At 38.9% G+C, this 24,738-nt stretch carries 20 protein-coding genes; 13 read left to right on the forward strand and 7 right to left on the reverse strand.

Annotated elements, in window-relative coordinates; all coding sequences use genetic code 11:
- Positions 1 to 3 precede the first annotated feature (3 nt).
- The 11 genes from nusG (at position 4) to HDF25_RS13120 (ending at position 15,550) form a co-directional block, all read left to right on the forward strand.
- Positions 4 to 546, forward strand: coding sequence for a transcription termination/antitermination protein NusG (gene nusG, locus HDF25_RS13070; protein WP_041878241.1), 543 nt, complete (start codon positions 4 to 6; stop codon positions 544 to 546).
- A gap of 69 nt (positions 547 to 615) precedes the next feature.
- On the forward strand, positions 616 to 1,059 hold the full coding sequence (rplK, locus tag HDF25_RS13075) for a 50S ribosomal protein L11 (protein ID WP_037443979.1): 444 nt from the start codon (positions 616 to 618) through the stop codon (positions 1,057 to 1,059).
- Between the two features lie 23 nt (positions 1,060 to 1,082).
- Positions 1,083 to 1,781 (forward strand): 50S ribosomal protein L1, encoded by a 699-nt coding sequence (gene rplA, locus HDF25_RS13080; RefSeq protein WP_184625356.1) that lies wholly within the window; start codon positions 1,083 to 1,085, stop codon positions 1,779 to 1,781.
- Between the two features lie 2 nt (positions 1,782 to 1,783).
- Complete coding sequence (rplJ, locus tag HDF25_RS13085) at positions 1,784 to 2,305, forward strand: 50S ribosomal protein L10 (RefSeq protein ID WP_184625358.1); 522 nt, start codon at positions 1,784 to 1,786, stop codon at positions 2,303 to 2,305.
- A gap of 67 nt (positions 2,306 to 2,372) precedes the next feature.
- Positions 2,373 to 2,747, forward strand: coding sequence for a 50S ribosomal protein L7/L12 (gene rplL / locus HDF25_RS13090; RefSeq protein ID WP_183865812.1), 375 nt, complete (start codon positions 2,373 to 2,375; stop codon positions 2,745 to 2,747).
- 153 nt (positions 2,748 to 2,900) lie between these two features.
- Complete coding sequence (gene rpoB / locus HDF25_RS13095) at positions 2,901 to 6,704, forward strand: DNA-directed RNA polymerase subunit beta (protein ID WP_184625360.1); 3,804 nt, start codon at positions 2,901 to 2,903, stop codon at positions 6,702 to 6,704.
- 87 nt (positions 6,705 to 6,791) lie between these two features.
- Positions 6,792 to 11,084 (forward strand): DNA-directed RNA polymerase subunit beta', encoded by a 4,293-nt coding sequence (rpoC, locus tag HDF25_RS13100; protein WP_184625362.1) that lies wholly within the window; start codon positions 6,792 to 6,794, stop codon positions 11,082 to 11,084.
- 170 nt (positions 11,085 to 11,254) lie between these two features.
- Positions 11,255 to 13,645 carry a TonB-dependent receptor gene (locus tag HDF25_RS13105; protein WP_184625364.1) on the forward strand — a complete coding sequence of 797 codons (2,391 nt, stop codon included), beginning with the start codon at positions 11,255 to 11,257 and terminating at the stop codon, positions 13,643 to 13,645.
- Between the two features lie 201 nt (positions 13,646 to 13,846).
- Complete coding sequence (locus tag HDF25_RS13110; protein WP_184625366.1) at positions 13,847 to 14,944, forward strand: hypothetical protein; 1,098 nt, start codon at positions 13,847 to 13,849, stop codon at positions 14,942 to 14,944.
- Positions 14,945 to 15,050: 106 nt separating this feature from the next.
- Complete coding sequence (locus HDF25_RS13115) at positions 15,051 to 15,365, forward strand: DUF3467 domain-containing protein (protein ID WP_184625367.1); 315 nt, start codon at positions 15,051 to 15,053, stop codon at positions 15,363 to 15,365.
- Positions 15,366 to 15,394: 29 nt separating this feature from the next.
- Positions 15,395 to 15,550, forward strand: coding sequence for a hypothetical protein (locus HDF25_RS13120; protein ID WP_184625369.1), 156 nt, complete (start codon positions 15,395 to 15,397; stop codon positions 15,548 to 15,550).
- Here the strand turns inward: HDF25_RS13120 and miaA are convergent.
- The 6 genes from miaA to HDF25_RS13150 all read right to left on the reverse strand — a co-directional run bounded on the left by miaA (position 15,547) and on the right by HDF25_RS13150 (position 21,371).
- A complete protein-coding gene (miaA, locus tag HDF25_RS13125) occupies positions 15,547 to 16,464 on the reverse strand; it encodes a tRNA (adenosine(37)-N6)-dimethylallyltransferase MiaA (protein WP_184625371.1) in 918 nt (305 codons plus the stop codon). The genes HDF25_RS13120 and miaA overlap by 4 nt on opposite strands.
- 9 nt (positions 16,465 to 16,473) lie before the next feature.
- Positions 16,474 to 17,124, reverse strand: coding sequence for an IS1096 element passenger TnpR family protein (locus HDF25_RS13130; RefSeq protein ID WP_184625373.1), 651 nt, complete (start codon positions 17,122 to 17,124; stop codon positions 16,474 to 16,476).
- A gap of 217 nt (positions 17,125 to 17,341) precedes the next feature.
- A complete protein-coding gene (locus HDF25_RS13135) occupies positions 17,342 to 18,760 on the reverse strand; it encodes a CCA tRNA nucleotidyltransferase (RefSeq protein WP_184625375.1) in 1,419 nt (472 codons plus the stop codon).
- 109 nt (positions 18,761 to 18,869) lie between these two features.
- A complete protein-coding gene (locus tag HDF25_RS13140) occupies positions 18,870 to 19,436 on the reverse strand; it encodes an L-threonylcarbamoyladenylate synthase (RefSeq protein ID WP_184625377.1) in 567 nt (188 codons plus the stop codon).
- Positions 19,417 to 20,553, reverse strand: a complete 1,137-nt coding sequence (locus tag HDF25_RS13145) for a glycosyltransferase family 4 protein (RefSeq protein WP_184625379.1) — start codon at positions 20,551 to 20,553, stop codon at positions 19,417 to 19,419. Before HDF25_RS13145 ends, HDF25_RS13140 begins: the two co-directional genes overlap by 20 nt.
- The gene (locus HDF25_RS13150; RefSeq protein ID WP_184625381.1) at positions 20,553 to 21,371 is read right to left on the reverse strand and encodes a 2,3,4,5-tetrahydropyridine-2,6-dicarboxylate N-succinyltransferase; all 819 of its coding nucleotides are present in this window, start codon (positions 21,369 to 21,371) and stop codon (positions 20,553 to 20,555) included. Before HDF25_RS13150 ends, HDF25_RS13145 begins: the two co-directional genes overlap by 1 nt.
- 78 nt (positions 21,372 to 21,449) lie before the next feature.
- Here HDF25_RS13150 and HDF25_RS13155 point away from each other — a divergent pair, with 78 nt between their 5' ends.
- The gene (locus HDF25_RS13155; protein WP_184625383.1) at positions 21,450 to 21,860 is read left to right on the forward strand and encodes an RNA-binding S4 domain-containing protein; all 411 of its coding nucleotides are present in this window, start codon (positions 21,450 to 21,452) and stop codon (positions 21,858 to 21,860) included.
- Positions 21,861 to 21,925: 65 nt separating this feature from the next.
- On the opposite strand, the gene HDF25_RS13160 is transcribed toward HDF25_RS13155, so the two are convergent.
- Complete coding sequence (locus HDF25_RS13160) at positions 21,926 to 22,534, reverse strand: OmpH family outer membrane protein (protein ID WP_184625385.1); 609 nt, start codon at positions 22,532 to 22,534, stop codon at positions 21,926 to 21,928.
- Positions 22,535 to 22,762: 228 nt separating this feature from the next.
- On the opposite strand from HDF25_RS13160, the gene gyrB reads away from it, so the two are divergent.
- On the forward strand, positions 22,763 to 24,721 hold the full coding sequence (gyrB, locus tag HDF25_RS13165; protein WP_184625387.1) for a DNA topoisomerase (ATP-hydrolyzing) subunit B: 1,959 nt from the start codon (positions 22,763 to 22,765) through the stop codon (positions 24,719 to 24,721).
- Positions 24,722 to 24,738: the final 17 nt, after the last annotated feature.

The raw sequence follows: 24,738 nt of genomic DNA on the forward strand, positions 1-24,738 counted from the left end.
TAAATGAACGATCAGCTAAAATGGTATGTAGTTAGGGCGGTAAGCGGAAAAGAGAAGAAGGTAAAGCAATACATTGATTCTGAGATAAGTCGTTTAGGTTTTTCTCATCTTGTTCCGCAAGTATTGATCCCTATGGAAAAATACTACCAGATGAAAGAAGGAAAAAAGATTGCAAAAGAACGCAACTTTTATCCTGGTTATGTTTTGATTGAAGCAACATTAGACGGAGAGTTAGAACACATTATTAAAAATGTGAATAGCGTTATCGGTTTCTTAGGGGATAAAGGTGGAAACCCGGTTCCTATGCGTCAGGCAGAAGTTAACCGTATTCTGGGTAAAGTAGATGAAATGAGTCAGCAAGGTGAAACCATGAATGTGGCTTACTATGTTGGCGAGAACGTCAAAGTAATGGACGGTCCTTTCAACGGGTTTACCGGAGTTATTGAAGAGGTTAACGAAGAGAAAAAGAAATTGAAAGTTATGGTTAAGATTTTCGGAAGAAAAACTCCTCTGGAGCTTAACTATATGCAAGTAGAAAAAGAGTAGAATAAAGATCTTAAATGTTACATGCTTCCAACATTTTAACATTGAGTATTACAATTAACAAATCAGAAAATGGCAAAAGAAGTCAGTGCGCTTGTTAAATTACAAATCAAAGGAGGAGCTGCAAATCCATCACCACCAGTAGGACCTGCATTAGGTGCTAAAGGTGTTAACATCATGGAATTTTGCAAGCAATTTAATGCTCGTACCCAAGATAAGCCTGGTAAAGTATTACCTGTTGTAATTACTGTTTATGCTGACAAGTCTTTCGAATTTATCATCAAAACCCCTCCGGTTGCTATCCAGTTAAAGGATGCTACTAAATTAGCGAGTGGTTCTGCTGAGCCCAACCGTAAGAAAGTTGGTTCGGTGACTTGGGATCAGGTTAAGTCAATTGCTGAAGATAAAATGACTGATTTAAATGCATTCACTATCGAGTCGGCAATGAGTATGGTTGCCGGTACAGCACGCAGTATGGGAATCACCGTTAGCGGCGATGCACCCTGGACAAATTAATTAACAAAAAACAGTTTACAACAGTGGCTAAATTAACAAAAAATCAAAAAAAGGCACATGCTAAACTAGAATCTGGTAAAACGTATTCTTTACAGGATGCGGCTGCTTTGGTAAAAGAAATCACAACTACTAAATTCGATGCTTCGGTTGATATCGACATCGCTTTAGGCGTTGATCCGCGTAAAGCGAATCAAATGGTTCGTGGTATCGCTACTTTACCACACGGTACAGGTAAAACTGTACGTGTTTTAGTTCTTTGTAACCCTGATAAGGAAGAAGAAGCTAAAGCGGCAGGTGCAGATTTCGTAGGTTTAGACGAATATGTTGCCAAGATTGAAGGTGGATGGACTGATGTTGACATTATTATCACTACTCCTGCTTGTATGGCAAAAGTAGGTAAACTGGGCCGCGTTTTAGGTCCACGTAACCTTATGCCAAACCCAAAATCAGGTACTGTAACTAACGAAGTTGGTAAAGCAGTAACTGACGTAAAAGGCGGTAAAATTGATTTTAAAGTTGACAAAAGTGGTATCATTCATGCTTCGGTAGGAAAAGTATCATTCCCAGCAGAAAAAATATATGAAAATGCATTAGAAGTTCTTCAAGTAATTTCTAAGCTTAAACCATCTGCTGCTAAAGGAACTTATTTTAAGAGCATTCATGTTTCTTCAACAATGAGTCCTGGAATCGCAATCGAAACTAAATCAGTAGCAGGGATCTAATTATGAACAGAGAAGAAAAACACGAAGTAGTTTCAGCTCTTCAAGAGAAGATGCAGGACTTTGGCAATTTTTACATTGCCGATACATCTAGCTTATCTGTTGAGAAAATTAACAACATCCGTCGCAAATGTTTCGAAAGTGGTATTGAAATGCAGGTTGCTAAAAATACTTTGATCAGAAAAGCGATCGAAGGATTAGAAGGTGATAATTCAAGTATCTTTGAAGCATTAAAAGGCCAGTCAGCCTTATTATTCTCAAGAACAGGTAATGGTCCAGCTAAGCTGATCAAAGCTTTGAGAAAAGGTACTGACAAACCAGTATTGAAAGCTGCGTTTATCGACACAGCAATCTATGTTGGAGATAATCATTTAGATACATTAGTAAGCTTGAAATCAAGAGAAGAGCTTATTGGAGATATCATTGGCTTATTACAATCGCCAGCTAAAAATGTTATTTCAGCATTGAAATCTAGTGGTGGTAAAATCGCAGGAATTGTTAAAACTCTTCAGGAAAGAGAAGGTTAAGGAACACCTTATAAGTTTCATATTATTATAAATTATTTTTCACGTCAAATTTTAAAAACTCTATAAAATGGCAGATTTAAAAGCGTTTGCTGAGCAATTAGTAAACTTAACAGTTAAAGAAGTTAACGAATTAGCTCAAATCCTTAAAGACGAGTATGGTATCGAACCAGCTGCTGCTGCAGTTGCTGTTGCAGGTCCTGCTGGTGATGCTGCTCCTGCAGCTGAAGAAAAATCTACTTTCGATGTTATCTTGAAAGAAGCTGGTGGTTCTAAATTAGCAGTTGTTAAGTTAGTAAAAGACTTAACTGGATTAGGTTTGAAAGAAGCTAAAGATTTAGTTGACGGTGCACCAAAAGAATTAAAAGCTGGTGTTTCTAAAGACGAAGCTGAAGCTTTGAAAAAACAATTAGAAGAAGCTGGAGCTGTAGTTGAGATTAAGTAATCACTTAATTTTAATATAACTTTAAACATAGACTCCGACTGTACAGTCGGAGTCTATACCTGTTTATATACATTTCATCTAAGTTTGGTTGGTGGGATGTTCACGGCAAACCAAACAAATAGTTTATTCTTAAACTAAATTAACTTTAGTACCTTGGCAAATAAAGTCGACCAAAGAGTAAATTTTGCACGTAGTAAGCACATCATAGATTACCCGGATTTTCTAGATGTACAGTTGCAATCATTCAGAGAATTTTTCCAGATAGAAACTACTTCAGACAACCGTCACACAGAGGGCTTGTTTAAAGTGTTTGCTGAAAACTTTCCAATCACAGATTCCAGAAATATTTTCGTTTTGGAATTCCTTGATTATTTTATTGACCCGCCACGTTATGATATACCTGAGTGTATTGACCGTGGGTTAACTTATAGTGTTCCTCTAAAGGCAAAGTTGAAATTGTCTTGTAATGATGCGGAACACGAAGATTTTGAAACTATCATTCAGGATGTATATCTGGGTACTATTCCATATATGACCCCTAAGGGTACATTCGTGATCAATGGTGCAGAGCGTGTAATTGTTTCTCAGTTACACAGGTCACCGGGTGTGTTCTTCGGCCAGAGCCGTCACACTAACGGAACCAAGCTTTATTCTGCGCGTGTGATTCCTTTCAAAGGATCATGGATCGAATTTGCTACTGACGTAAATAACGTCATGTATGCTTATATCGACCGTAAGAAAAAGTTCCCTGTTACCACGCTGTTACGTGCAATTGGTTATGACTCTGATAAAGATATCCTTGAACTGTTTGACTTGGCTGATGAAGTTAAAGTCAGCAAATCTGGTTTAAAGAAATATATCGGACGTAAGCTTGCTGCGAGAGTTTTAAGAAAATGGGTTGAAGATTTTGTAGACGAAGATACCGGTGAGGTAGTTTCGATAGATCGTAACGAAGTGATCTTAGACAGGGATACTGTTTTAGAAGACGAGCATATTGATATGATCATTGATGCTGGCGTTAAAACTATTATCTTATCTAAAGATGATGGTGCTAGTCAGGCTGATTATACTATTATATATAATACATTACAAAAAGATACTTCAAACTCTGAAAAAGAGGCTGTTGAAAACATCTATCGTGCTTTGCGTAACGCAGAACCACCTGATGAGGAAACTGCAAGAGGTATCATTGAGCGTTTATTCTTCTCGGACAAACGTTATGACTTAGGAGATGTTGGTCGTTACCGCATCAACCGTAAGTTGAAAATGGATACTCCTGATCACGTTAAAGTATTGACAAAAGCAGATATTATTGCAATTGTTAAATACCTGATTAAACTGATCAACTCCAAAGAAGAGGTCGATGATATTGACCACTTGTCAAACCGTCGTGTACGTACAGTAGGTGAGCAGTTATATGCTCAGTTTGGTGTAGGTCTGGCGCGTATGGCACGTACTATCCGTGAGCGGATGAACATCCGTGATAACGAGGTTTTCACACCAACTGACTTGATTAATGCCCGTACTTTATCGTCGGTAATTAATTCATTCTTTGGTACCAACCAGTTATCTCAGTTCATGGACCAGACTAATCCTCTGGCAGAGATTACGCACAAGCGTCGTCTTTCAGCCTTAGGCCCAGGTGGTCTTTCCCGTGAAAGAGCTGGTTTCGAGGTGCGTGACGTTCACTATACCCACTACGGTAGGTTGTGTACGATTGAAACACCAGAGGGACCAAACATCGGTTTGATCTCATCTCTTTGTGTACATGCGAAGATCAATACATTAGGATTTATAGAAACACCATACAAAATCGTAAGAGACGGTATTGTTGCTGTAGATGAAGATGTAATTTATCTTTCTGCTGAAGATGAAGATGGTAAAACTATCGCACAGGCAAACGCTGCTTATGATGATAAAGGTAATTTCACTACGCCACGTGTTAAAGCACGTTACGAGGGTGACTTCCCGATTATTGAGCCTGAGAAATTAGACTTAATGGACGTGGCACCAAATCAGATTACTTCGATTGCTGCTTCACTGATCCCGTTCTTAGAACATGATGATGCGAACAGGGCCCTGATGGGATCCAACATGCAACGTCAGGCTGTACCATTGTTACGTCCTGAAGCGCCGATTGTTGGAACTGGTCTGGAAGGCCGTGTTGCACGTGACTCTAGAACACTGATCAACGCTGAAGGCGATGGTGTTGTTGAATATGTTGATGCAAACGAAATCACTATCAAATATGTAAGAAACGATGCAGATCGTTTGGTATCTTTTGAAGGTGACAGCAAAACTTATAAATTAATTAAATTCAAGAAAACCAACCAGAATACTTGTATCAACTTAAAACCAATCGTTAAGAAAGGTCAGAAAGTTGTTAAAGGACAAGTACTTTGTGAAGGTTATGCAACTGAAAATGGTGAACTTGCTTTAGGCAGGAACCTTAAAGTGGCGTTCATGCCTTGGCAGGGATATAACTTTGAGGATGCGATTGTAATCAGTGAACGTATTGTTCGTGAAGACATCTTTACTTCATTGCATATTGAAGAGTTTGAATTGGAAGTGCGTGATACAAAACGTGGAGAAGAGGAATTAACACCAGATATCCCTAACGTTTCTGAAGAAGCTACTAAAGATTTAGATGAAAATGGTATTATCCGTATCGGTGCTGAGGTTAAAGAAGGCGATATCCTGATTGGTAAGATTACACCAAAAGGAGAGTCTGATCCTTCACCGGAAGAGAAATTATTACGTGCTATCTTTGGAGATAAAGCGGGTGATGTGAAAGATGCATCCCTGAAAACTCCTCCATCGATCAGAGGTGTGGTAATTGATACTAAATTATTCTCAAGAGCTAAGAAAACTACTAAAGCTGAAGAAAAATCGGCAATAGAGAAATTAGACAAGAGATATAATCTGGCTACAACCAATCTGAAAAATGAACTGGTTGACAAATTGTTCCAGATTGTAAATGGTAAAACTTCTCAGGGTATTTTCAACGTTTACAAGGAATTATTATTCCCTAAAGGTGCTAAGTTCACTCAAAAAAGTTTAGCTGATCTTGAATTCGCTCACATTAATCCATACAAATGGACTACTGATGACGATAAAAATGATCAGATCAAAATTTTGATCCACAACTATGGTATCCGTGTAAACGAAGAACTGGGTGCATATAAACGTGATAAATTTGCCATCAGTGTTGGTGATGAATTGCCGTCAGGAATTGTGCAAATGGCTAAAGTTTATGTAGCTAAAAAACGTAAACTGAAAGTAGGGGATAAGATGGCTGGTCGTCACGGTAATAAGGGTATTGTTGCCCGTATCGTTCGTGATGAAGATATGCCGTTCCTTGATGACGGAACTCCTGTTGATATCGTGTTGAACCCACTGGGTGTACCTTCACGTATGAACCTTGGACAGATCTATGAAACTGTATTGGCATGGGCCGGTAAAGAACTGGGTGTGAAATTCGCAACTCCGATCTTTGATGGTGCCAAGCATGATGAAGTGGAAGAATGGATCGCTAAAGCTGGTGTTCCTGCTTCAGGAAGAACTTATTTACATAATGGTTTAACGGGTGAGAAATTTGACCAGCCAACTACAGTAGGTATTATCTACATGCTGAAACTGGGTCACATGGTTGATGATAAAATGCACGCCCGTTCAATCGGACCATATTCATTAATTACACAACAACCATTGGGTGGTAAAGCTCAATTCGGGGGTCAGCGTTTTGGTGAGATGGAGGTTTGGGCATTAGAAGCATTTGGTGCGGCTAATATTCTACAAGAGATCCTGACTGTGAAGTCTGATGATGTAATTGGTAGAGCCAAAACTTATGAAGCAATTGTAAAAGGCGAAAACCTGCCGACTCCAGGTGTACCGGAATCATTCAATGTACTGGTACATGAGCTGCGCGGATTAGGTTTAGATATTACGTTAGACTAATGTTGAATTTTTTAATGTCGGAATGGGACCTGTTAAACCAGGAGCCCATTCTGACTTTTTAAATTTTCAAATTCAAACAACAGAGCTATGTCTTACAAAAAGGATAATAAATTAAAAAGCAATTTCACCTCGATTACCATTAGTTTGGCATCGCCGGAGGCTATTTTAGAGCGCTCTAGTGGTGAGGTGTTAAAACCTGAGACTATTAATTATCGTACTTACAAACCGGAACGTGATGGTTTGTTCTGCGAGCGTATTTTTGGTCCGGTAAAAGATTACGAATGTCACTGTGGTAAATACAAACGTATCCGTTATAAAGGTATTGTTTGTGACCGTTGTGGTGTTGAGGTAACGGAGAAAAAAGTACGTAGAGAGCGTATGGGACATATCAATCTGGTAGTTCCTGTTGCGCATATCTGGTATTTCCGTTCATTGCCAAATAAAATCGGTTATTTATTAGGCCTTCCAACCAAAAGATTAGATTTGATTATTTACTACGAGCGTTATGTAGTTATTCAATCTGGTTTAATGGAAGAGCAGGGTATCCAGTATATGGATTTCCTGACTGAGGAAGAGTACCTGGATATCTTAGATAAATTACCTAAAGAAAATCAATATTTAGACGATAAAGATCCTAATAAATTCATCGCCAAAATGGGTGCTGAAGCTTTAGAAGATTTATTGAAACGTATTGATTTAGATACTTTATCTTATAACTTACGTCACCAGGCTGCAAACGAAACTTCTCAGCAACGTAAAAACGAAGCTTTGAAACGTTTACAGGTTGTGGAAGCTTTCCGTGGTGCAAGAACACGTATTGAGAATAATCCGGAATGGATGATTATTAAAATCGTTCCTGTTATTCCACCGGAATTACGTCCGTTAGTACCTCTTGAAGGTGGTCGTTTCGCGACTTCGGATTTAAATGATTTATACCGTCGTGTAATTATCCGTAACAACCGTTTAAAGCGTTTGATCGAGATTAAAGCACCAGAAGTTATTTTACGTAACGAGAAACGTATGTTACAGGAAGCTGTAGATTCGTTATTCGATAACTCACGTAAAGTAAATGCGGTAAAAACTGAAGGTAACCGTGCTTTGAAATCTCTTTCAGATATCCTGAAAGGTAAACAAGGTCGTTTCCGTCAGAACTTATTAGGTAAACGTGTGGATTACTCTGCGCGTTCGGTAATTGTTGTAGGTCCAAACCTGAAATTACACGAATGTGGTTTACCTAAAGATATGGCTGCTGAGCTTTTCAAACCGTTTATCATTCGCAAGATGATCGAACGTGGAATCGTGAAAACAGTTAAATCTGCAAAGAAAATTGTAGATAGAAAAGATCCTTTAGTTTGGGATATTCTGGAAAACGTCTTAAAAGGACACCCTGTATTACTGAATCGTGCGCCTACGCTGCACAGATTGGGTATACAATCTTTCCAGCCTAAATTAGTTGAAGGAAAAGCAATTCAGTTACACCCACTAGTGTGTACTGCATTCAACGCCGATTTTGACGGTGACCAGATGGCTGTGCATTTACCTTTAGGTCATGCTGCTATTTTGGAAGCCCAGGTATTGATGTTAGCTGCACACAACATTCTGAACCCTGCGAACGGTACGCCAATTACGGTACCTTCTCAGGATATGGTTTTGGGTCTTTATTATATTACTAAAGGCCGTAGAACAGATGCTCAGCGTGTAGTGAATGGTCAGGATTCTTCTTTCTATTCTCCTGAAGAGGTTATCATTGCTTACAATGAAAAACGTATCGATCTTCACGCATTTATCAAAGTAAAGGTAAATGTTAAGGATTCAGACGGAAATATTGTTAACAGATTAACTGAAACTACTGTAGGTCGTGTATTGTTTAACCAAATGGTACCGGAAGAAGTAGGATATATCAATGAACTGTTAACTAAAAAATCACTGAGAGATATTATCGGTGATGTAGTGAAGGTTACTGGTATGGCTCGTGCATCAAGATTCCTTGATGATATTAAAGAGTTAGGTTTCCAAATGGCATTCAGAGGTGGGTTGTCGTTTAACTTACAGGATGTAAACATCCCTGCAGAAAAACAAGTTCTTTTAGAACAGGCTTCTGCTGAAGTTGAAGAAGTAAGGAATAACTATAACATGGGATTCATTACCAACAACGAGCGTTACAATCAGATTATCGATATCTGGACCCGTATCAATAACCGTTTAACATCATTCGTGATGACACAGTTATCGAGCGATAACCAGGGCTTTAACTCTGTATATATGATGCTTGACTCTGGAGCACGTGGATCTAAAGAGCAGATTCGTCAGCTTTGCGGAATGCGTGGTCTGATGGCAAAACCTCAGAAATCAGGTTCAGGTGGTGAAATTATTGAGAATCCGATTCTTTCGAACTTTAAAGAAGGACTATCAGTATTAGAATACTTTATCTCTACCCACGGTGCGCGTAAAGGTTTGGCGGATACAGCGTTAAAAACTGCAGATGCTGGTTACCTGACCCGTCGTTTACATGACGTTGCTCAGGATATGATCGTGAACGCATCTGACTGTGGTACTTTAAGAGGTATGTACACTACTGCTTTAAAAGATAACGAAGATATCGTTGAGCCATTATATGACAGAATTTTAGGTCGTATCTCACTGCATGATGTATTTAATCCTCTGGATGGTAAATTATTAGTGGGTGCTGGTGAAGATATTGACGAAGATATCGCAAAAGCAATCGAAGAGTCTCCTTTAGAAGGTGTGGAAATACGTTCAGTATTGACATGCGAAAACAAAAGAGGTGTTTGTGCGCTTTGTTACGGACGTAACTTAGCAACTGGTAAACGTGTTCAACGTGGTGAAGCTGTCGGTGTAATTGCTGCACAGTCAATCGGTGAGCCGGGTACACAGTTAACATTACGTACATTCCACGTGGGTGGTACCGCATCGAACATTGCAGCTGAATCTCAGTTAAATGCGAAGTTTGATGGTATCATTGAATTCGAAAACGTTCGTACTGTAGCTAATGATACAGGTGAGCAAGGTGTAAAACAAATTGTTTTAGGTCGTTCAGGTGAATTCAAAATCGTTGAAGAAGGTACTGGTAAAGTGATCATGACCAATAATATCCCTTACGGTTCATTCTTATATATTGAAGAAGGAGCTAAAGTTAAAAAAGGAGATAAGATCTGTTCATGGGATCCGTACAACGCGGTTATTATCTCGGAGTTTGCCGGTAAAATCGAATTTGATGCGATCATCGAAGGTGTTACCTTCCGTGAAGAGTCAGATGAGCAAACTGGTCACCGTGAGAAAGTAATTATTGATACACGTGATAAAACTAAAAATCCATCGGTAAGAGTAGTAGATAAAAAAGGTGAGTTAATCAGACAGTATAACATTCCTGTTGGTGCTCACGTTTCAATCGACGATGGAGAGGCAGTAAAAACTGGTCAGATCTTAGTTAAAATTCCTCGTGCTACAGGTAAAACAAGAGATATTACGGGTGGTTTACCACGTGTAACTGAATTGTTCGAAGCACGTAACCCTTCTAACCCGGCTGTAGTAACCGAGATTGATGGTGTAGTAACATTAGGTGGTGTGAAACGTGGTAATCGTGAGATGACTATCGAATCAAAAGACGGTGAGGTTAAAAAATACCTGGTACCATTGTCTAAACACATCCTTGTTCAGGACAATGACTTTGTGAAAGCTGGTATGCCATTATCAGACGGTTCAATCTCTCCTGCTGATATTTTAGCGATTAAAGGTCCTGCTGCTGTACAAGAATACTTAGTAAATGGTATCCAGGAAGTTTATCGTTTACAAGGTGTAAAAATCAATGATAAACACTTTGAGGTAATTGTACACCAGATGATGCAGAAGGTTCACATTGAAGATCCGGGAGATACTACGTTCTTAGAAAACAATTCTGTAGATCGTTGGGACTTCATGATTGAAAATGATGAAATCTATGACAAGAAAGTTGTTGTTGATGCAGGTGATTCAAACACGGTTAAACCAGGTCAGATTCTTTCTCTGCGTAAATTAAGAGATGAAAATTCTCAGTTAAAACGTAAAGATTTAAGACAGATCGAAGTTCGTGATGCAAGATCGGCAACTGCCAGTTCTGTATTACAAGGTATCACCCGTGCTTCATTAGGTACGAAATCATTCATCTCTGCAGCTTCCTTCCAGGAGACTACAAAAGTATTGAACGAAGCTGCAATTGCAGGTAAACGTGATAATATGCTTGGATTGAAAGAAAACGTAATCGTTGGTCACTTGATTCCTTCAGGTACTGGTGTTCGTGGATACGAACGGATTATCGTTGGTTCACAAGAAGAGTATGACAAATTATTAGCTTCTAAACAAGAAGAAGAAATAGAAGCATAATTTAAATAGTTAATTTTTTTTTTAAGACCGTCTCCTAAGTAATTGTGAGACGGTCTTTTTTTTGGTTATCATATTTCAACTTATAGTTATCTTTTCTTTAATTAGACCTAGTCTAAATAATAGTCATATATTTGTGGTGTACAAAACACACCAACTAATACCGATTATTAATGAAACACCTTTACACTATTTGTTTGGCCGTATTTCTAATGGCTTCTTTTACTGCTTTTGCGCAATCCCCCGGAAACGGAAATATTTCAGGAACACTGACTCTGGTAGACGGACAATCTTATGGTTCTGCCTCCGTTACGCTAATCGAATTGAAAAAGTCTACATTGACCGATGAACAAGGTAAATATGCTTTCAGCAATCTGGCTCCAGGAAAATATACAGTCAGGATCCAGGTATTAGGTGCTGCACAGAAGGATTTGTCCGTTACTGTGGTTACAGGACAAACCACAACAGCTAATTATCAGCTGACCAGAGAAAATGTACAGGCTTTACAAGAGGTAACTATTGCTGGAAATGTAAATAAGTTCGCAAAAAAAGAAAGTATTTATGTTGCGCGTCTTCCTTTGAAAAATTTGGAAAATCCACAGGTTTATTCTTCTGTTCCAAAAGAATTGATCCAGGAACAAATGGCGACTGATTTGGGGAGTATCGCCAAAAATGTACCAGGTGCAGGTATTCCTATGATTGCAAACCAGGGTAGGGTTACTTTTCGCTCCCGTGGTTTTGATACAGAACCTAATGCAAGAAATGGAGTTGCGGGTGCTGCCTTTGCTTCTATTGACCCGGCAAACATAGAACGTGTTGAAGCTATAAAAGGCCCTTCTGCAACTTTATTTGGCAGTAATATATCTAGTAGTTACGGCGGTTTGTATAACCGTGTGACTAAAAAACCTTATAATGGTTTTGGTGGAGAAGTTGGTTATGTTGGCGGAAGCTGGAATTTTAACAGGCTTACCCTTGACATTAACACCCCTGTTAATACTGATAGGACGGTATTATTCAGATTAAATGGCGCAACCAGCTTTGAGAAAAGTTTTCAGGATCAGGGATTCACTAATAGTCTGAGCCTGGCACCAAGTTTCTCTTATCAGGTTTCGGACCGTCTTTCTTTATTGTTTGATGTAGAATTTGGCCAGGCTAAAGGTACTTCCGTTGTTCGCTTCAATCCTTATATAGATCCGAAGGTGGTCTCTACCAAAACAATCAGGGAATTGCAATTCCCTTACAATAAAACCTTTATGGGTAATGATCTGGCTTATCAGACCCAAATGCTGAACATTTTTGCGCAGGCTAATTATAAAATTTCAGAAAGCTGGACTTCTCAGACTATAATTTCACGTGCACGTTCTTCTATCAATGGTTATATAACAGCATTAAGGGGAACTACAGAAACAAAAATCAGTCCTCAGGTTATTACTGGTTACACTGCGTTTGTCGCAACTAACATTCAGCAGAATTTTATCGGAGATTTTAAGATTGCCAAATTACGGAACCGTCTGGTAGTTGGGTTAGACTATTACAATAATTCGAATGACTTTGACAGAGTAACCGTCAATCTGCCAACTGTAGATTTCATCAATACGCCTGCAAGCTATCGGATAAGTCGTTTTAAGGTAGATTCTCTGACCAGCAAGGGGGCACTACGTAGAGAAAGCAGCGGAGACAATACTTATTCTGTCTATGCTTCGGATGTCATCAACCTTACAGACAGATTAATGGCGATGCTGAGTTTACGTGTTAACCGTTATGATTACAATGGTGTTTATAATATTACCACAGGTACTGTCTCAGGGGGATTAGGAACCAGCGGGTTACAGGCCGGCCCGTATAAACAAACGAATCTGTCTCAAAAAATGGGACTTGTATATGAGCTGTCTAAAGATCGTCTATCCGTTTTTGGTAACTATATGAATGGTTTTTTTAATAAAAGTGGAGTAACTGCCGACGGAAGTGCAATTAAACCAGAACATGCTAATCAACTGGAGTTTGGTTTTAAAGGGGATCTGCTGGATCATAGACTTGTAGGAACTGTAAGCTATTATGATATAAAGGTGGCTAATGTTTTACGCGATGATCCCAACAATCCACAAAATTATCAGATCCAGGACGGAACACAGTTAAGTAAAGGTGTAGAAGTTGAACTGACTGCAAATCCTTTTGCCGGCTTAAATATAGTGGCTGGTTACGCTTACAATGATAGTAAATTAACTAAATCCAACCCGGCTACCAATGGTCTGCGTCCAGGTCAGTCGGGCCCGCCGCATACTTATAACTTATGGATCAGTTATCGTTTCCCTGAAGGAGACCTTAAAGGACTGGGGGTAGGTTTTGGCGGAAACGCAGGAAGCTGGTCTTATCATACCAACACAGTTACAACCAAAATCATTATTCCTTCTTATACTATGTTAGATGCCAGTGTATTTTATGATAAGCCAAAATATCGTGTTGGTTTCAAAGTAGATAACCTGACCAGTGAAAAAGCATGGTCTGTAAGGTTAACTCCACAGGCACCTGCAAGATTTACAGGTAGCGTAGCACTGAAATTCTAATCTAGGATTAAATTAAATTTACCCCAGGAATGTTATGCTTACTATTATAAGTAAAAAACATCTTTAGAGATATCAGGAATCATATTATTTTTTTACAAACAAAAGGTTAATAATTATTTTAGATAATTATTAACCTTTTCTGTTAATCATCTCTTATTTTAGTGATTTGATTATCAGTGGTGAGTATAAAAATATACAAAAATGAAAAATCTGAAATTAGTCTTCTCTGTCGGCTTGTTTGTACTTATCAGCTCTTGCTCAAAAAAGGATGATACAAAACCTTCTGACCCGGTAAAACCTCCGATAGTGGTTCCACCAGATCCGGTTAAAACAAATGATGTTTATGTAGCTGGCTGGGATTATAATAATAAAATGAATTCTGTTGCTACTATATGGAAAAATGGGGTAGCAAAGGTATTAACTGACGGTACAGCCGACAGGGCGGAAGCAAACTCAGTATATGTGAGTGGTACTGATGTTTATGTAGCGGGTATTGATGGAGGGAAGTGTATAGTTTGGAAAAATGGGATTCCCACCGTACTGGCTTCAGATTTGTATTCATCGGTTTATTCAGTTTTTGTAAGTGGGTCCGATGTTTATGTTTCAGGCTTTAGTAGCGGATTGGCTACCATATGGAAAAATAATATAGCTACAAGACTGACCGGTGGACCGGAATTTTCCAGGGCTTATAGTGTTTTTGTAAGTGGAACAGATGTTTATGCTGTTGGTTACGAATATAATAAGGACAAGAAATGTGTAGCCATGATGTGGAAAAATGGAATTGCTACGCGATTAAGCGATGGAACAAGACAGGCTATCGCAAAATCTGTTTTTGTGAGCGGTAATGATGTTTATGTATCGGGTACTGAAAATGTAGATCCTGCTGATCAATATCTGGCAGGTAATGAGGATGCAAGTGTAGCAGTTTTACCCAGGTCTGTTGTCAAAATATGGAAAAATGGAATAGTTGCCAATCTCACTTCGGGAGACAAACAGGCAATTGCAAATTCTATTTTTGTGAATGGAGCAGACGTGTTTGTTGCGGGTTATGAATATAATGGTAATACCTCAAATTCGGTTTTATGGAAGAATATGAAGCTAACTAACCTGAATTCAGGTACGCAGGGCAGGGTGAGATTGTCTTCTGCGAATGCTGTATTTGTCTACAAGGAAGAGGTTTATATAGCTGGTAATGATGGAGTGACAGCTAAAACGTGGAAAAATCTGGTTAATACCGGAGAAAGTGTGCTAGGAAAGGGAGGAGCTGTTGCAAATTCTGTCTTTGTAAAACAACAATAATTATAGAACTATTTTCATGGAGATAAATCCTTTCGTGATACATTTTATACTAATCCTTTTTTAAATAAGTTAACAGGCTAAGGATTTAAAGAAGTAGTTTTGTATTATGGAAAACCAAAATAACGACAATCAGATTAACATCGAACTTTCTGAGGAGATAGCAGAAGGTATATTTTCAAATTTGGCTATTATTACTCATTCCAATACTGAGTTTGTACTGGATTTTATCAGGGTAATGCCGGGAGTGCCTAAAGCAAAGGTAAAATCAAGAATTATCCTGACGCCGGAACATGCCAAAAGACTGATGCATGCCATGCAGGATAATATTGAAAAGTTTGAGGCTGCTAATGGCAGAATCAAAACCCAGGAAGAACCATCAGGATTCCCAATGAATTTTGGCGGGCCAACTGCACAGGCATAATTTTAAGAACAATTTATTTTGCCGGATAAATGATAAAACGGATGTTGATCGGAATGATGCTTTCCATGATCGCTTTGTTGGCTTATACCTGTAAAGATCATGGAAAGATAGCCGGCAGGTATAGCAGGGGGTATAAAGAAGGTTATAGGGAGGATATCAGTGATTATCTTTTAACTGTACTTTAAGACACCCGATTAATTGAATTTTCGAGAAAATTAATAACATCATCAGTCTGATCGGGGCTGAACCAGTGAATCTGTTCATCTCTTCTGAACCAGGTTAACTGACGTTTGGCAAAACGGCGGGTATTCTGTTTGATTTTCTCAACAGCTGTATCATAGGTGATATTGCCATCCAGATAATCAAAAAGCTCAGCGTAGCCAACAGTTTTCAGAGCGTTGAGGTCTTTGTGTGGCTGAAGGGACTTAACTTCATCCAGGAGGCCTTCCTGCAGCATGAGGTCAACTCTGTGGTTGATCCGTTGGTAAAGAAGAGGACGTTCCATATTCAGACCGATTTTTATAGTATCGAATGGTCTTTGCTTTTTACTGTTAGTCAGAAAAGAGGAAACTTTCTTACCTGTGGAAAGGAAAAACTCCAGACCACGGATCAGACGCTGTGTATTAGCCTGATCTACTTTAGCGTAATATTCAGGATCGGCAGCTGCAAGTTGTGCCTTAATAGGTTCAAGACCTTCTGTCTCAAATAAGGCATTGAGCTGGCTCCTGATCTGCATATCAGTATCGGGTAATTCATCGAGCCCTTTAGTGACCGCATCCAGGTATAAACCTGACCCCCCCACCATAATGGCAAGATCATGTTTACTGAATATTTCTTCCAGTACTTCCAGGGCCTGTTTCTCAAAGTCTCCTGTACTAAAAAAAGTATTGATCGAGTGGGAATCAATAAAATGGTGTCTGGCGGCTGCGAGTTCGTCAATATGCGGCTTTGCAGTGCCTATGGACATCTCTTTAAAAAACTGCCTGGAATCGGCAGAGATGATTTCTGTAGAGAAGTGCTGGGCCAGCGTAATACCTAAAGCTGTTTTACCTATTGCCGTTGGCCCTGCAATTACAATTAATGTTTTATTTTTCGCCATTATCTGGCATTAATAATCTTCTTTGCTGTCATACTCATCTTCGTGGTAATCTTCGTCACCATTATAATCGTCTGTATCGCTTTCTTCATCATCTGCATCTTCATTTTTAGATGAAGTTGTAATTCCTCTTCCGTCCATTGCTTCAATCTCTTCTGTATCTTCAGGAACAAAATCCATTTCATTCAGGAAATCAAAATCATTTGATGCAGGACTGGTAGCTACAGCCTCCACAGGGAAATTATTGGCATCAAAAATTTTAGGGGCTTCTCCTATACTTTTAAAAAGTACAGGATACTCAATACTTGGATCTGTCTGCAGGATAATTTTGATCAGCTCAACATGAAATTCATATGGACGATCAAAATTGTATATATAATAAAACTTCTGATGAGGATCTTCAATAAAACTGCTTAGTTTAGATTTCTCCATCAGCGCTACACCGCGGTCTGTTTTTTTCTGAGTAGGTAAATAGGCGATTTCATCTCCCTTGATCCAATGATCAGAGCTTACATAAAATGATGAAGATTTTTCTGCGGTATATCCTGTGCTACGATGTAATGCTTTATGTAAATCTTCAAAAGTTTGTGTTGATTTGATATCGATCTCTCTGATTACTTCATCGTAATCGTCAAAACTAAGTCTGAATCTGTAAATTGCCATTTGAGCTGTATTTCTAATAGTATAAAATTAGGAAATAAAATATGTTTTTCATCCGTTTATATTTGTTTTTTAGCGGTTATGAAGCTATCATGATTTTATATTCATTTCGTTGAGGGATTTGAAAAATCATGATGGTTTCATTTGAATATATTTTATTTTCCGGGTTATAGAGCCATTATAAGCCTTTATTCTGCGAATTTAGGCAATAATGGTAACATTATTTTTTTTGTTGTTCTGTCACTGGGATCAATCCGAATTCTTTCCCTTTACGCAGCATAAATGCTAACGCTTCATCAGGTGAATTTGTTATTTCTCCTTCCAGTATTGCTTCGCGGATCGCATTTTTGATCATGCCAACTTCTTTGCCGGCAGCAAGACCAAATACGTTCATGATGTCGTTCCCTGAAACAGGAGGTTGCCAGTTTCTTATTTTATCCCGTTCTTCTACATCTTTGAGCTTCTGTTTAACGAGCTCAAAATTATTGCGGTATTTTTTGACCTTGTATTCGTTTTTTGTAGTGACATCGGCATTACACAATAACATCAGGCTTTCAATATCTTCACCTGCATCAAAAAGTACGCGCCTTACAGCAGAATCGGTAACGACCTCCTGTGCAAGCACAATAGGACGTAAGTGTAACTGAACCAGTTTCTGAACGAATTTCATTTTTTCATTCAGTGGAAGTTTAAGCTGCGTGAAAATCTGGGGAACCATTCTCGCTCCTTTATCTTCATGACCATGAAAAGTCCATCCGTGGTTTTCTTCGAAACGTTTGGTAGCCGGTTTTGCAATATCATGGAGGATTGCTGCCCAGCGGAGCCAGAGATCGTCGGTAACTTCACAGATATTGTCGAGTACCTGAAGTGTATGGTAAAAATTATCTTTATGTCCTTTTCCGTTGATGATTTCTACGCCATATAAATTAGCCATTTGTGGAAATATAATATGAAGCAGCCCTGTGTCAAACAGGTATTTGAAACCGATGGACGGAACAGGGGAGAGGATAATTTTATTGAGCTCATCAGTAATTCTTTCTTTGGAAACAATACTGATTCTTTCTTTCTGTTTGGCGATCGCGGCCAGGGCCTGAGGATCAATATTGAAATTCAGCTGTGTCGCAAAGCGGATAGCACGCATCATACGTAATGGATCATCAGAAAAAGTAATTTCTGCATCCAGAGGGGTACGGATCAGCTTATTATGAAGGTCCTCTACGCCATTGAAAGGATCCACGAGTTGTCCGAAGTTTTCTTTATTTAATGAAATAGCTAAAGCATTAATAGTGAAATCCCTTCTGAGCTGATCATCTTTAATGGTGCCATTTTCTACAATTGGTTTACGGGAATCTGCACGGTAAGATTCTTTTCTTGCACCTACAAATTCCAGTTCCAGATCGCGGTATTTGAGCATAGCCGTACCGAAGTTTTTGAAAACAGCCACTTTGCTTTTTAATTGTTTTCCGGCAAGTTCAGCATATTCGATTCCATTTCCCAAAACAACCACATCAATATCCTTTGAGGGTCTTTTGAGGAAAATATCCCGTACGTATCCACCAATCACATAGGCTTCGATCTGATTTTCATCGGCAATATCGGCCAGCACCTTAAAAACAGGATGTTCTAGATTTTTTTTCAAAATGGGTATTATTTTTTATTGCTTTAAAGCCATTGCGAGCTTTTTATTGCTTGAAATTTTATGTGGTATCTCCCGATTGTACAATCCGGGCCTGCAAAAATAGTAAAACTTACTTTCTTATAAAGGAAAATTGACCAGATGGGCTTAATTTCATAATGGTAGATGACTTTTTAGGAGTTCTGAGCTCTTGTTCCCAGTCCACTACATAATCTACTGCATTTTTAATTTCTTCATCGATTTCGTCAAAAATCTGTGGCGTCGGCTGACCGGAAAGATTAGCGGAAGTAGAGACAATGGGTTTTCGGAAACGCTGTAGTAATTGCTGTGTGAAATCGTGTCTGACCACTCTTATACCTACACTGCCGTCACTATTGATTACGTTTTTAGCTAAATTTTTTGCCCCTGAAAAAATGATGGTCAAAGGATTTTCGGCATATTCAATCAGATCGTAAGCGACCTCAGGTACTTCGTTGATATAACTTTGTATTTTTGAATCATTGTCTAAAAGGATAATAAAACTCTTATCCGCCGAACGGCCTTTAATTACATTGATTTTTTCAACAGCCGCCTCATTAGTAGCATCACAGCCTATACCCCATACTGTATCAGTTGGATAGAGGATTATACCTCCGTTTTTCAAGACGGTTAAGGCCTTGTCAATTTCCGTTTTTAGCATGGTGTAAATTTATTAAATTATTGTAAGAATCCATCAGTTGAGCGGATAAGGATGTTGTATTGAATTTCTGAACATACTTTAAACCTTCTTCCTTCATCCTGCGTGCCAGTTCAGGGTCAGTTAATACTGAATTGATGGCACCGGCAAAACCTGCTGGATCATTTGGACTGACATATATACTATGAGGGCCTCCCGCTTCTTCCAGACAAGACCCTGTCGCAGCTATAGTAGGGATTCCTCCATAGAGGGCTTCAATCACAGGAATGCCAAAACCTTCATAAAAAGACGGATAAACAAACAGGGTTGCGAGCTGGTAAATTGAAGGGAGATCAGTGAATGGAATATCCTTCAGAAAAATTACTCTTTCTTCGAGTCCCAGCCGGGTAATTTCGGCTATGACCTGCTCTGCATAAGCTTGTTTTTTACCAACGACAACCAACTTAAAGGCTGGATCAACTGAAGGTAGTGCCTGGATCAGAATTAACAGATTTTTTCTGGGTTCTATAGTTCCTACATTGAGGATGTATTTTTCCGGCAGGTTATACTTCAGGCGGATAGTGTCTTTGAAATCCTGCGGTATAATCTGTTTAAAGGAATCATCGCAGGTTTGATAGAGGACTTCTATTTTGGAAGGCTCAACCTGATAATATTCAATAATGTCGTTTTTGGTCTGTTCACTGATGGCAATGATATGATCAGCATGTTTGCATGCATATTTACTCTTGAGATTGTAAATGGTGCGGTCGATGAATTTGTAGTGCTGTGGAAAACGGAGATAAATAAGGTCGTGAATAGTGACCACAGTCCTGATCTCAGCTGGAATCCCGACAGGAATCTCACCACTCAGACCATGATAAATAGCAATATTATCCTTTTTTAGCTGTTTCCTGATCCCGAAACTACGCCATAAAAAAGAAAATTGTTCGGGCAATACGAGACGGATATTCTTTTTCTCAAAAAAATGATTGATCTGCCCCGTTTTTTTGTATTTCGGAGTGTAAACAAAGTACTGGTTTTGAGGGAAAAATTCTGATAATTGTAAGATCAGTGACCTGCTGTAATTACCTAAACCAGTCAGGTTATTGGCAGCCCTTTTTCCATCAAAACCAATATTCATTAAACAGCTACATTATTTTCTCTTAATGCATCATTAAGTGAAGTCTTTTTATCTGTAGATTCTTTACGTTTTCCAATAATAAGTGCACATGGAACCTGGTATTCTCCGGCAGGGAATTTTTTAGTGTAGCTACCTGGGATCACAACTGATCTTGCAGGAACGATACCTTTATATTCAACTGGAGTACTTCCGGTTACATCGATAATTTTTGTAGAAGCAGTTAATACAACGTTCGCACCTAAAACAGCCTCACGTTCTACACGCACACCTTCTACTACGATTGCTCTTGAGCCCAGGAAACAGTTATCTTCGATAATTACCGGAGCTGCCTGGATTGGTTCTAAAACACCACCAATACCCACACCACCGCTCAGGTGAACATGTTTTCCGATTTGTGCACATGAGCCTACTGTTGCCCAGGTATCAACCATTGTACCTTCGTCAATAAAAGCACCAATATTTACATAAGAAGGCATTAAGATCACGCCTTTAGATAAGTAAGCACCATAACGGGCGCTAGCACCAGGAACTACTCTTACACCTAATTCTTTGTAATTGGTTTTCAGTTTCATTTTATCATGAAATACGAAAGGACCAACAGTACTTTCTTTCATTTCTCTGATCGGGAAATACAGGATAACTGCCTTTTTTATCCATTCGTTAATTCCCCAAGAGTTTAAAATCGGTTCTGCAACACGAAGTTCACCTTTATCCAACTGCATAATAACAGCCTCAATCGCTTCACAATATTCTGTATATTCTAATAGAGTTCTATCTTCCCAGGCCGCCTCTATTAATTTTTTGAGTTCTTTAATCATTATCAATTTTTATTTTTTCACAAAATAAATCAATTTTATGTATTGCGCGATCTTTTACTTATGTATTTTTGATTTTTTATGGCAGAGCAGGAAAAATTAAGGATAGATAAATACTTGTGGGCAATAAGATTGTTTAAAACAAGAACTTTAGCAACTGAAGCTTGTAAGGCTGGCCGCGTTAAATTTAACGGACAGAATGTGAAGGCTTCTATAATTGTGAAACCTGGAGATATCTATCAGGTTTCTAAAGGAATAGAGAAAAAAGTGATAGAGGTAGTTGAGCTATTGTATACGAGAGTAGAATCTAAGATCGCAATTACAAAATATAAGGATATTACCCCGCTGGAAGAAACACAAGGGTATAAATCTATGTTTCATTCGCCGGTATTAATCCGGGACAGGGGGGCTGGAAGACCTACCAAGAGAGACAGAAGAGAAATTGACGATTTGAAAGGTAATCTTTTTGAGGAAGATGAAGCAGAAGGATAACCTGGTTTAAGGATAAAAAAAATGCCCCGGATTTTTCCGGGGCATTTTTTTTATGGATAGGCTGCTTATTTTTTGTCAGCTTTATAACCTTCGTTCAGGCCAGTGATCACTTCGCTGGTCACATCCAGGGATGGATCAGCAAATAAAATAGCACTGTTACCTTTCTGGTAAGTCAATACCATTTTATAACCTTTTCCTTTAGCGTAGATTTTCAGGTAATCAGCAATTTTGTTGTATAATTTTTCTTGCTCAGCACCTTGTTCGTTCTGTAAAGCTGCACCAGCATTTTGCTGATAAGCTTGTAATTCCTGTTGTTTACGAGCTAATCTCTGCTCAGTAGTTGCTCTCTGATCAGCTGGTAAAGTGTTCTGAGTTTGCTGATACTGGGCAACTTCACGCTGGAAAGCTTGTTGTTTTGCCGCAAGATCTGTCTGGGCTGCTTTAGATTTAGCATCTAATTTAACTTTAAGATCTTTGAAATACTGATATTTAGTTAATAAAGAATCTGAATTTACATAAACTATAGACTCGTTTTGTTTTACTGCAGTTGCATCGGTTTTAGCCGGAGCAGTTGTAGTAGCCGCTTTATTATCTTTGTTCTGGCAGGAAGCCATTACGGAAACTAATGCTACAGCTGTAGCCAGTGTGCTTAGTTTAAGGGATGTTCTGTTCATTTATGCTATTATTATTTTGTGTTTTTTATTTCTTTTTCAGTTCTGATACCCGATTCTGGCCTAAACTGAAGGGGTAAATTTTAGCAAATATAAAATTTCCAATTTAGTATCCTAAATAACTTGTTTTTTTTGGGTCATTAAAGCGATTTTTTGTTCAAATAGTTATCCACATTTGCCTTTAATTGGCCATAATTGGTTATTTTTGAATCTTATTTTTTATTAACATTTATGAGCGAAGAAAAAGATTCAAAGTCAAATTATTCGGCAGATAATATACAGGTATTAGAAGGTTTAGAAGCGGTGCGTAAGCGCCCTTCAATGTATATAGGTGATACGGGTGTTAAAGGATTACACCATTTGGTTTATGAGGTAGTAGATAACTCTATTGATGAGGCTCTCGCTGGTCATGCCAATACCATTACGGTAAATATTCTTAAAGATAATTCTATCAGGGTTGAAGATAACGGTCGTGGTATTCCGACTGGTATCATGCAGAAAGAACAAAAATCGGCTTTAGAGGTTGTAATGACTGTATTGCATGCCGGTGGTAAGTTTGATAAAGATACTTATAAAGTTTCCGGAGGATTACACGGTGTGGGGGTAAGTTGCGTGAACGCATTATCAGTACACCTGAAAGCAGAGGTACACCGCGATGGAGAGATCTGGGCGCAGGAATACCGTATGGGTAAACCACAGTATGATGTAAAAAAAGTTGGTGAAACAGATAAAAGGGGTACAGTAATCACTTTTACGCCTGATGATACCATTTTTACACAGACTACAGAGTACCGTTATGATACACTGGCATCCCGTTTAAGAGAGTTATCTTTCTTAAATAAAGGTATCAGCTTAACGTTGACAGATGAGCGTGAAGTAGATGATCAGGGGAATTTCCTGACTGAACTTTTCCTGTCTGAAGGTGGATTGAAAGAATTTGTTCAGTTTTTAGACGGAGGTCGTCCTTCATTAATTGCTGAGCCTATTTATGTAGAGGGAATTAAAAATGGTATTCCTGTAGAGCTTGCTTTGCAGTACAATGACAGCTATGCTGAAAATGTACACTCTTATGTAAATAATATTAATACACATGAAGGCGGTACGCACATTGCCGGTTTCAGAAGAGGATTAACCCGTACGCTGAAAGCATATGCTGATAAGTCAGGTTTATTAAAGAATGTGAAATTTGAAATTACCGGTGATGACTTTCGTGAAGGTCTGACTGCGGTAATTTCGGTAAAAGTACAGGAGCCTCAGTTTGAAGGGCAGACCAAAACCAAATTAGGTAATACTGAGGTGATGGGTGCTGTAGATATCGCGGTTGGTGAAGCATTAGGTATCTATCTGGAAGAATATCCGAAAGAAGCTAAAATGATCGTCAACAAGGTTATCCTTGCTGCGACTGCACGTGCAGCAGCACGTAAAGCACGTGAGATGGTTCAGCGTAAGAGTGTAATGGGCGGTTCTGGTTTACCAGGTAAACTTGCCGATTGTTCAGACAGCGATCCGGAAAAATGTGAATTGTACCTGGTCGAGGGAGATTCGGCGGGTGGAACTGCAAAACAAGGCCGTGACCGTAATTTCCAGGCTATTCTTCCATTAAAGGGTAAGATCCTTAACGTGGAAAAAGCAATGGAGCACAAGATCTACGAAAACGATGAGATCAAGAATATGTTTACTGCCCTTGGGGTAAGTATAGGTACTCCTGAAGATGATAAGGCATTGAACATGACAAAGCTTCGTTACCATAAAATTGTCATCATGACGGATGCTGATATTGACGGATCACACATTACTACGCTGATTCTGACATTCTTCTTCAGATATATGAAAGCGTTAATTGAAGCTGGTTACGTTTATATCGCTGCTCCACCACTATATCTGGTTAAAAAAGGAAAAGAGCAGGAATATTGCTGGAATGATCAGCAGCGTGATGCAGCTGTTCAAAGGTTAAAAGGTCAGGGTAAAGAAGAAAGTGTACATATCCAGCGTTACAAAGGTTTGGGTGAGATGAACGCTGAACAACTTTGGGATACTACTTTAAATCCGGCAAACCGTACCTTATTGCAGGCTACAATTGAAAATGCTGCTGAGTGTGATCATACCTTCTCTATGTTAATGGGAGATGAGGTAGCACCAAGAAGAGAATTCATTGAAAGAAATGCGAAATACGCGAAGATTGATGCTTAGGTAAGCAGTCTTTATAC

The sequence above is a fragment of the Pedobacter cryoconitis genome, assembly GCF_014207135.1.
GTDB classification, from domain to species: domain Bacteria; phylum Bacteroidota; class Bacteroidia; order Sphingobacteriales; family Sphingobacteriaceae; genus Pedobacter; species Pedobacter cryoconitis_D.

Coding starts and splice junctions, on each gene's coding strand:
- nusG (WP_041878241.1), top strand. CDS start 4: ATGAACGATCAGCTAAAATGGTATGTAGTTAGGGCGGTAAGCGGAAAA.
- rplK (WP_037443979.1), top strand. CDS start 616: ATGGCAAAAGAAGTCAGTGCGCTTGTTAAATTACAAATCAAAGGAGGA.
- rplJ (WP_184625358.1), top strand. CDS start 1,784: ATGAACAGAGAAGAAAAACACGAAGTAGTTTCAGCTCTTCAAGAGAAG.
- rplL (WP_183865812.1), top strand. CDS start 2,373: ATGGCAGATTTAAAAGCGTTTGCTGAGCAATTAGTAAACTTAACAGTT.
- rpoC (WP_184625362.1), top strand. CDS start 6,792: ATGTCTTACAAAAAGGATAATAAATTAAAAAGCAATTTCACCTCGATT.
- HDF25_RS13105 (WP_184625364.1), top strand. CDS start 11,255: ATGAAACACCTTTACACTATTTGTTTGGCCGTATTTCTAATGGCTTCT.
- HDF25_RS13110 (WP_184625366.1), top strand. CDS start 13,847: ATGAAAAATCTGAAATTAGTCTTCTCTGTCGGCTTGTTTGTACTTATC.
- HDF25_RS13115 (WP_184625367.1), top strand. CDS start 15,051: ATGGAAAACCAAAATAACGACAATCAGATTAACATCGAACTTTCTGAG.
- HDF25_RS13120 (WP_184625369.1), top strand. CDS start 15,395: ATGATAAAACGGATGTTGATCGGAATGATGCTTTCCATGATCGCTTTG.
- miaA (WP_184625371.1), bottom strand. CDS start 16,464: ATGGCGAAAAATAAAACATTAATTGTAATTGCAGGGCCAACGGCAATA.
- HDF25_RS13130 (WP_184625373.1), bottom strand. CDS start 17,124: ATGGCAATTTACAGATTCAGACTTAGTTTTGACGATTACGATGAAGTA.
- HDF25_RS13140 (WP_184625377.1), bottom strand. CDS start 19,436: ATGCTAAAAACGGAAATTGACAAGGCCTTAACCGTCTTGAAAAACGGA.
- HDF25_RS13145 (WP_184625379.1), bottom strand. CDS start 20,553: ATGAATATTGGTTTTGATGGAAAAAGGGCTGCCAATAACCTGACTGGT.
- HDF25_RS13150 (WP_184625381.1), bottom strand. CDS start 21,371: ATGATTAAAGAACTCAAAAAATTAATAGAGGCGGCCTGGGAAGATAGA.
- HDF25_RS13155 (WP_184625383.1), top strand. CDS start 21,450: ATGGCAGAGCAGGAAAAATTAAGGATAGATAAATACTTGTGGGCAATA.
- HDF25_RS13160 (WP_184625385.1), bottom strand. CDS start 22,534: ATGAACAGAACATCCCTTAAACTAAGCACACTGGCTACAGCTGTAGCA.
- gyrB (WP_184625387.1), top strand. CDS start 22,763: ATGAGCGAAGAAAAAGATTCAAAGTCAAATTATTCGGCAGATAATATA.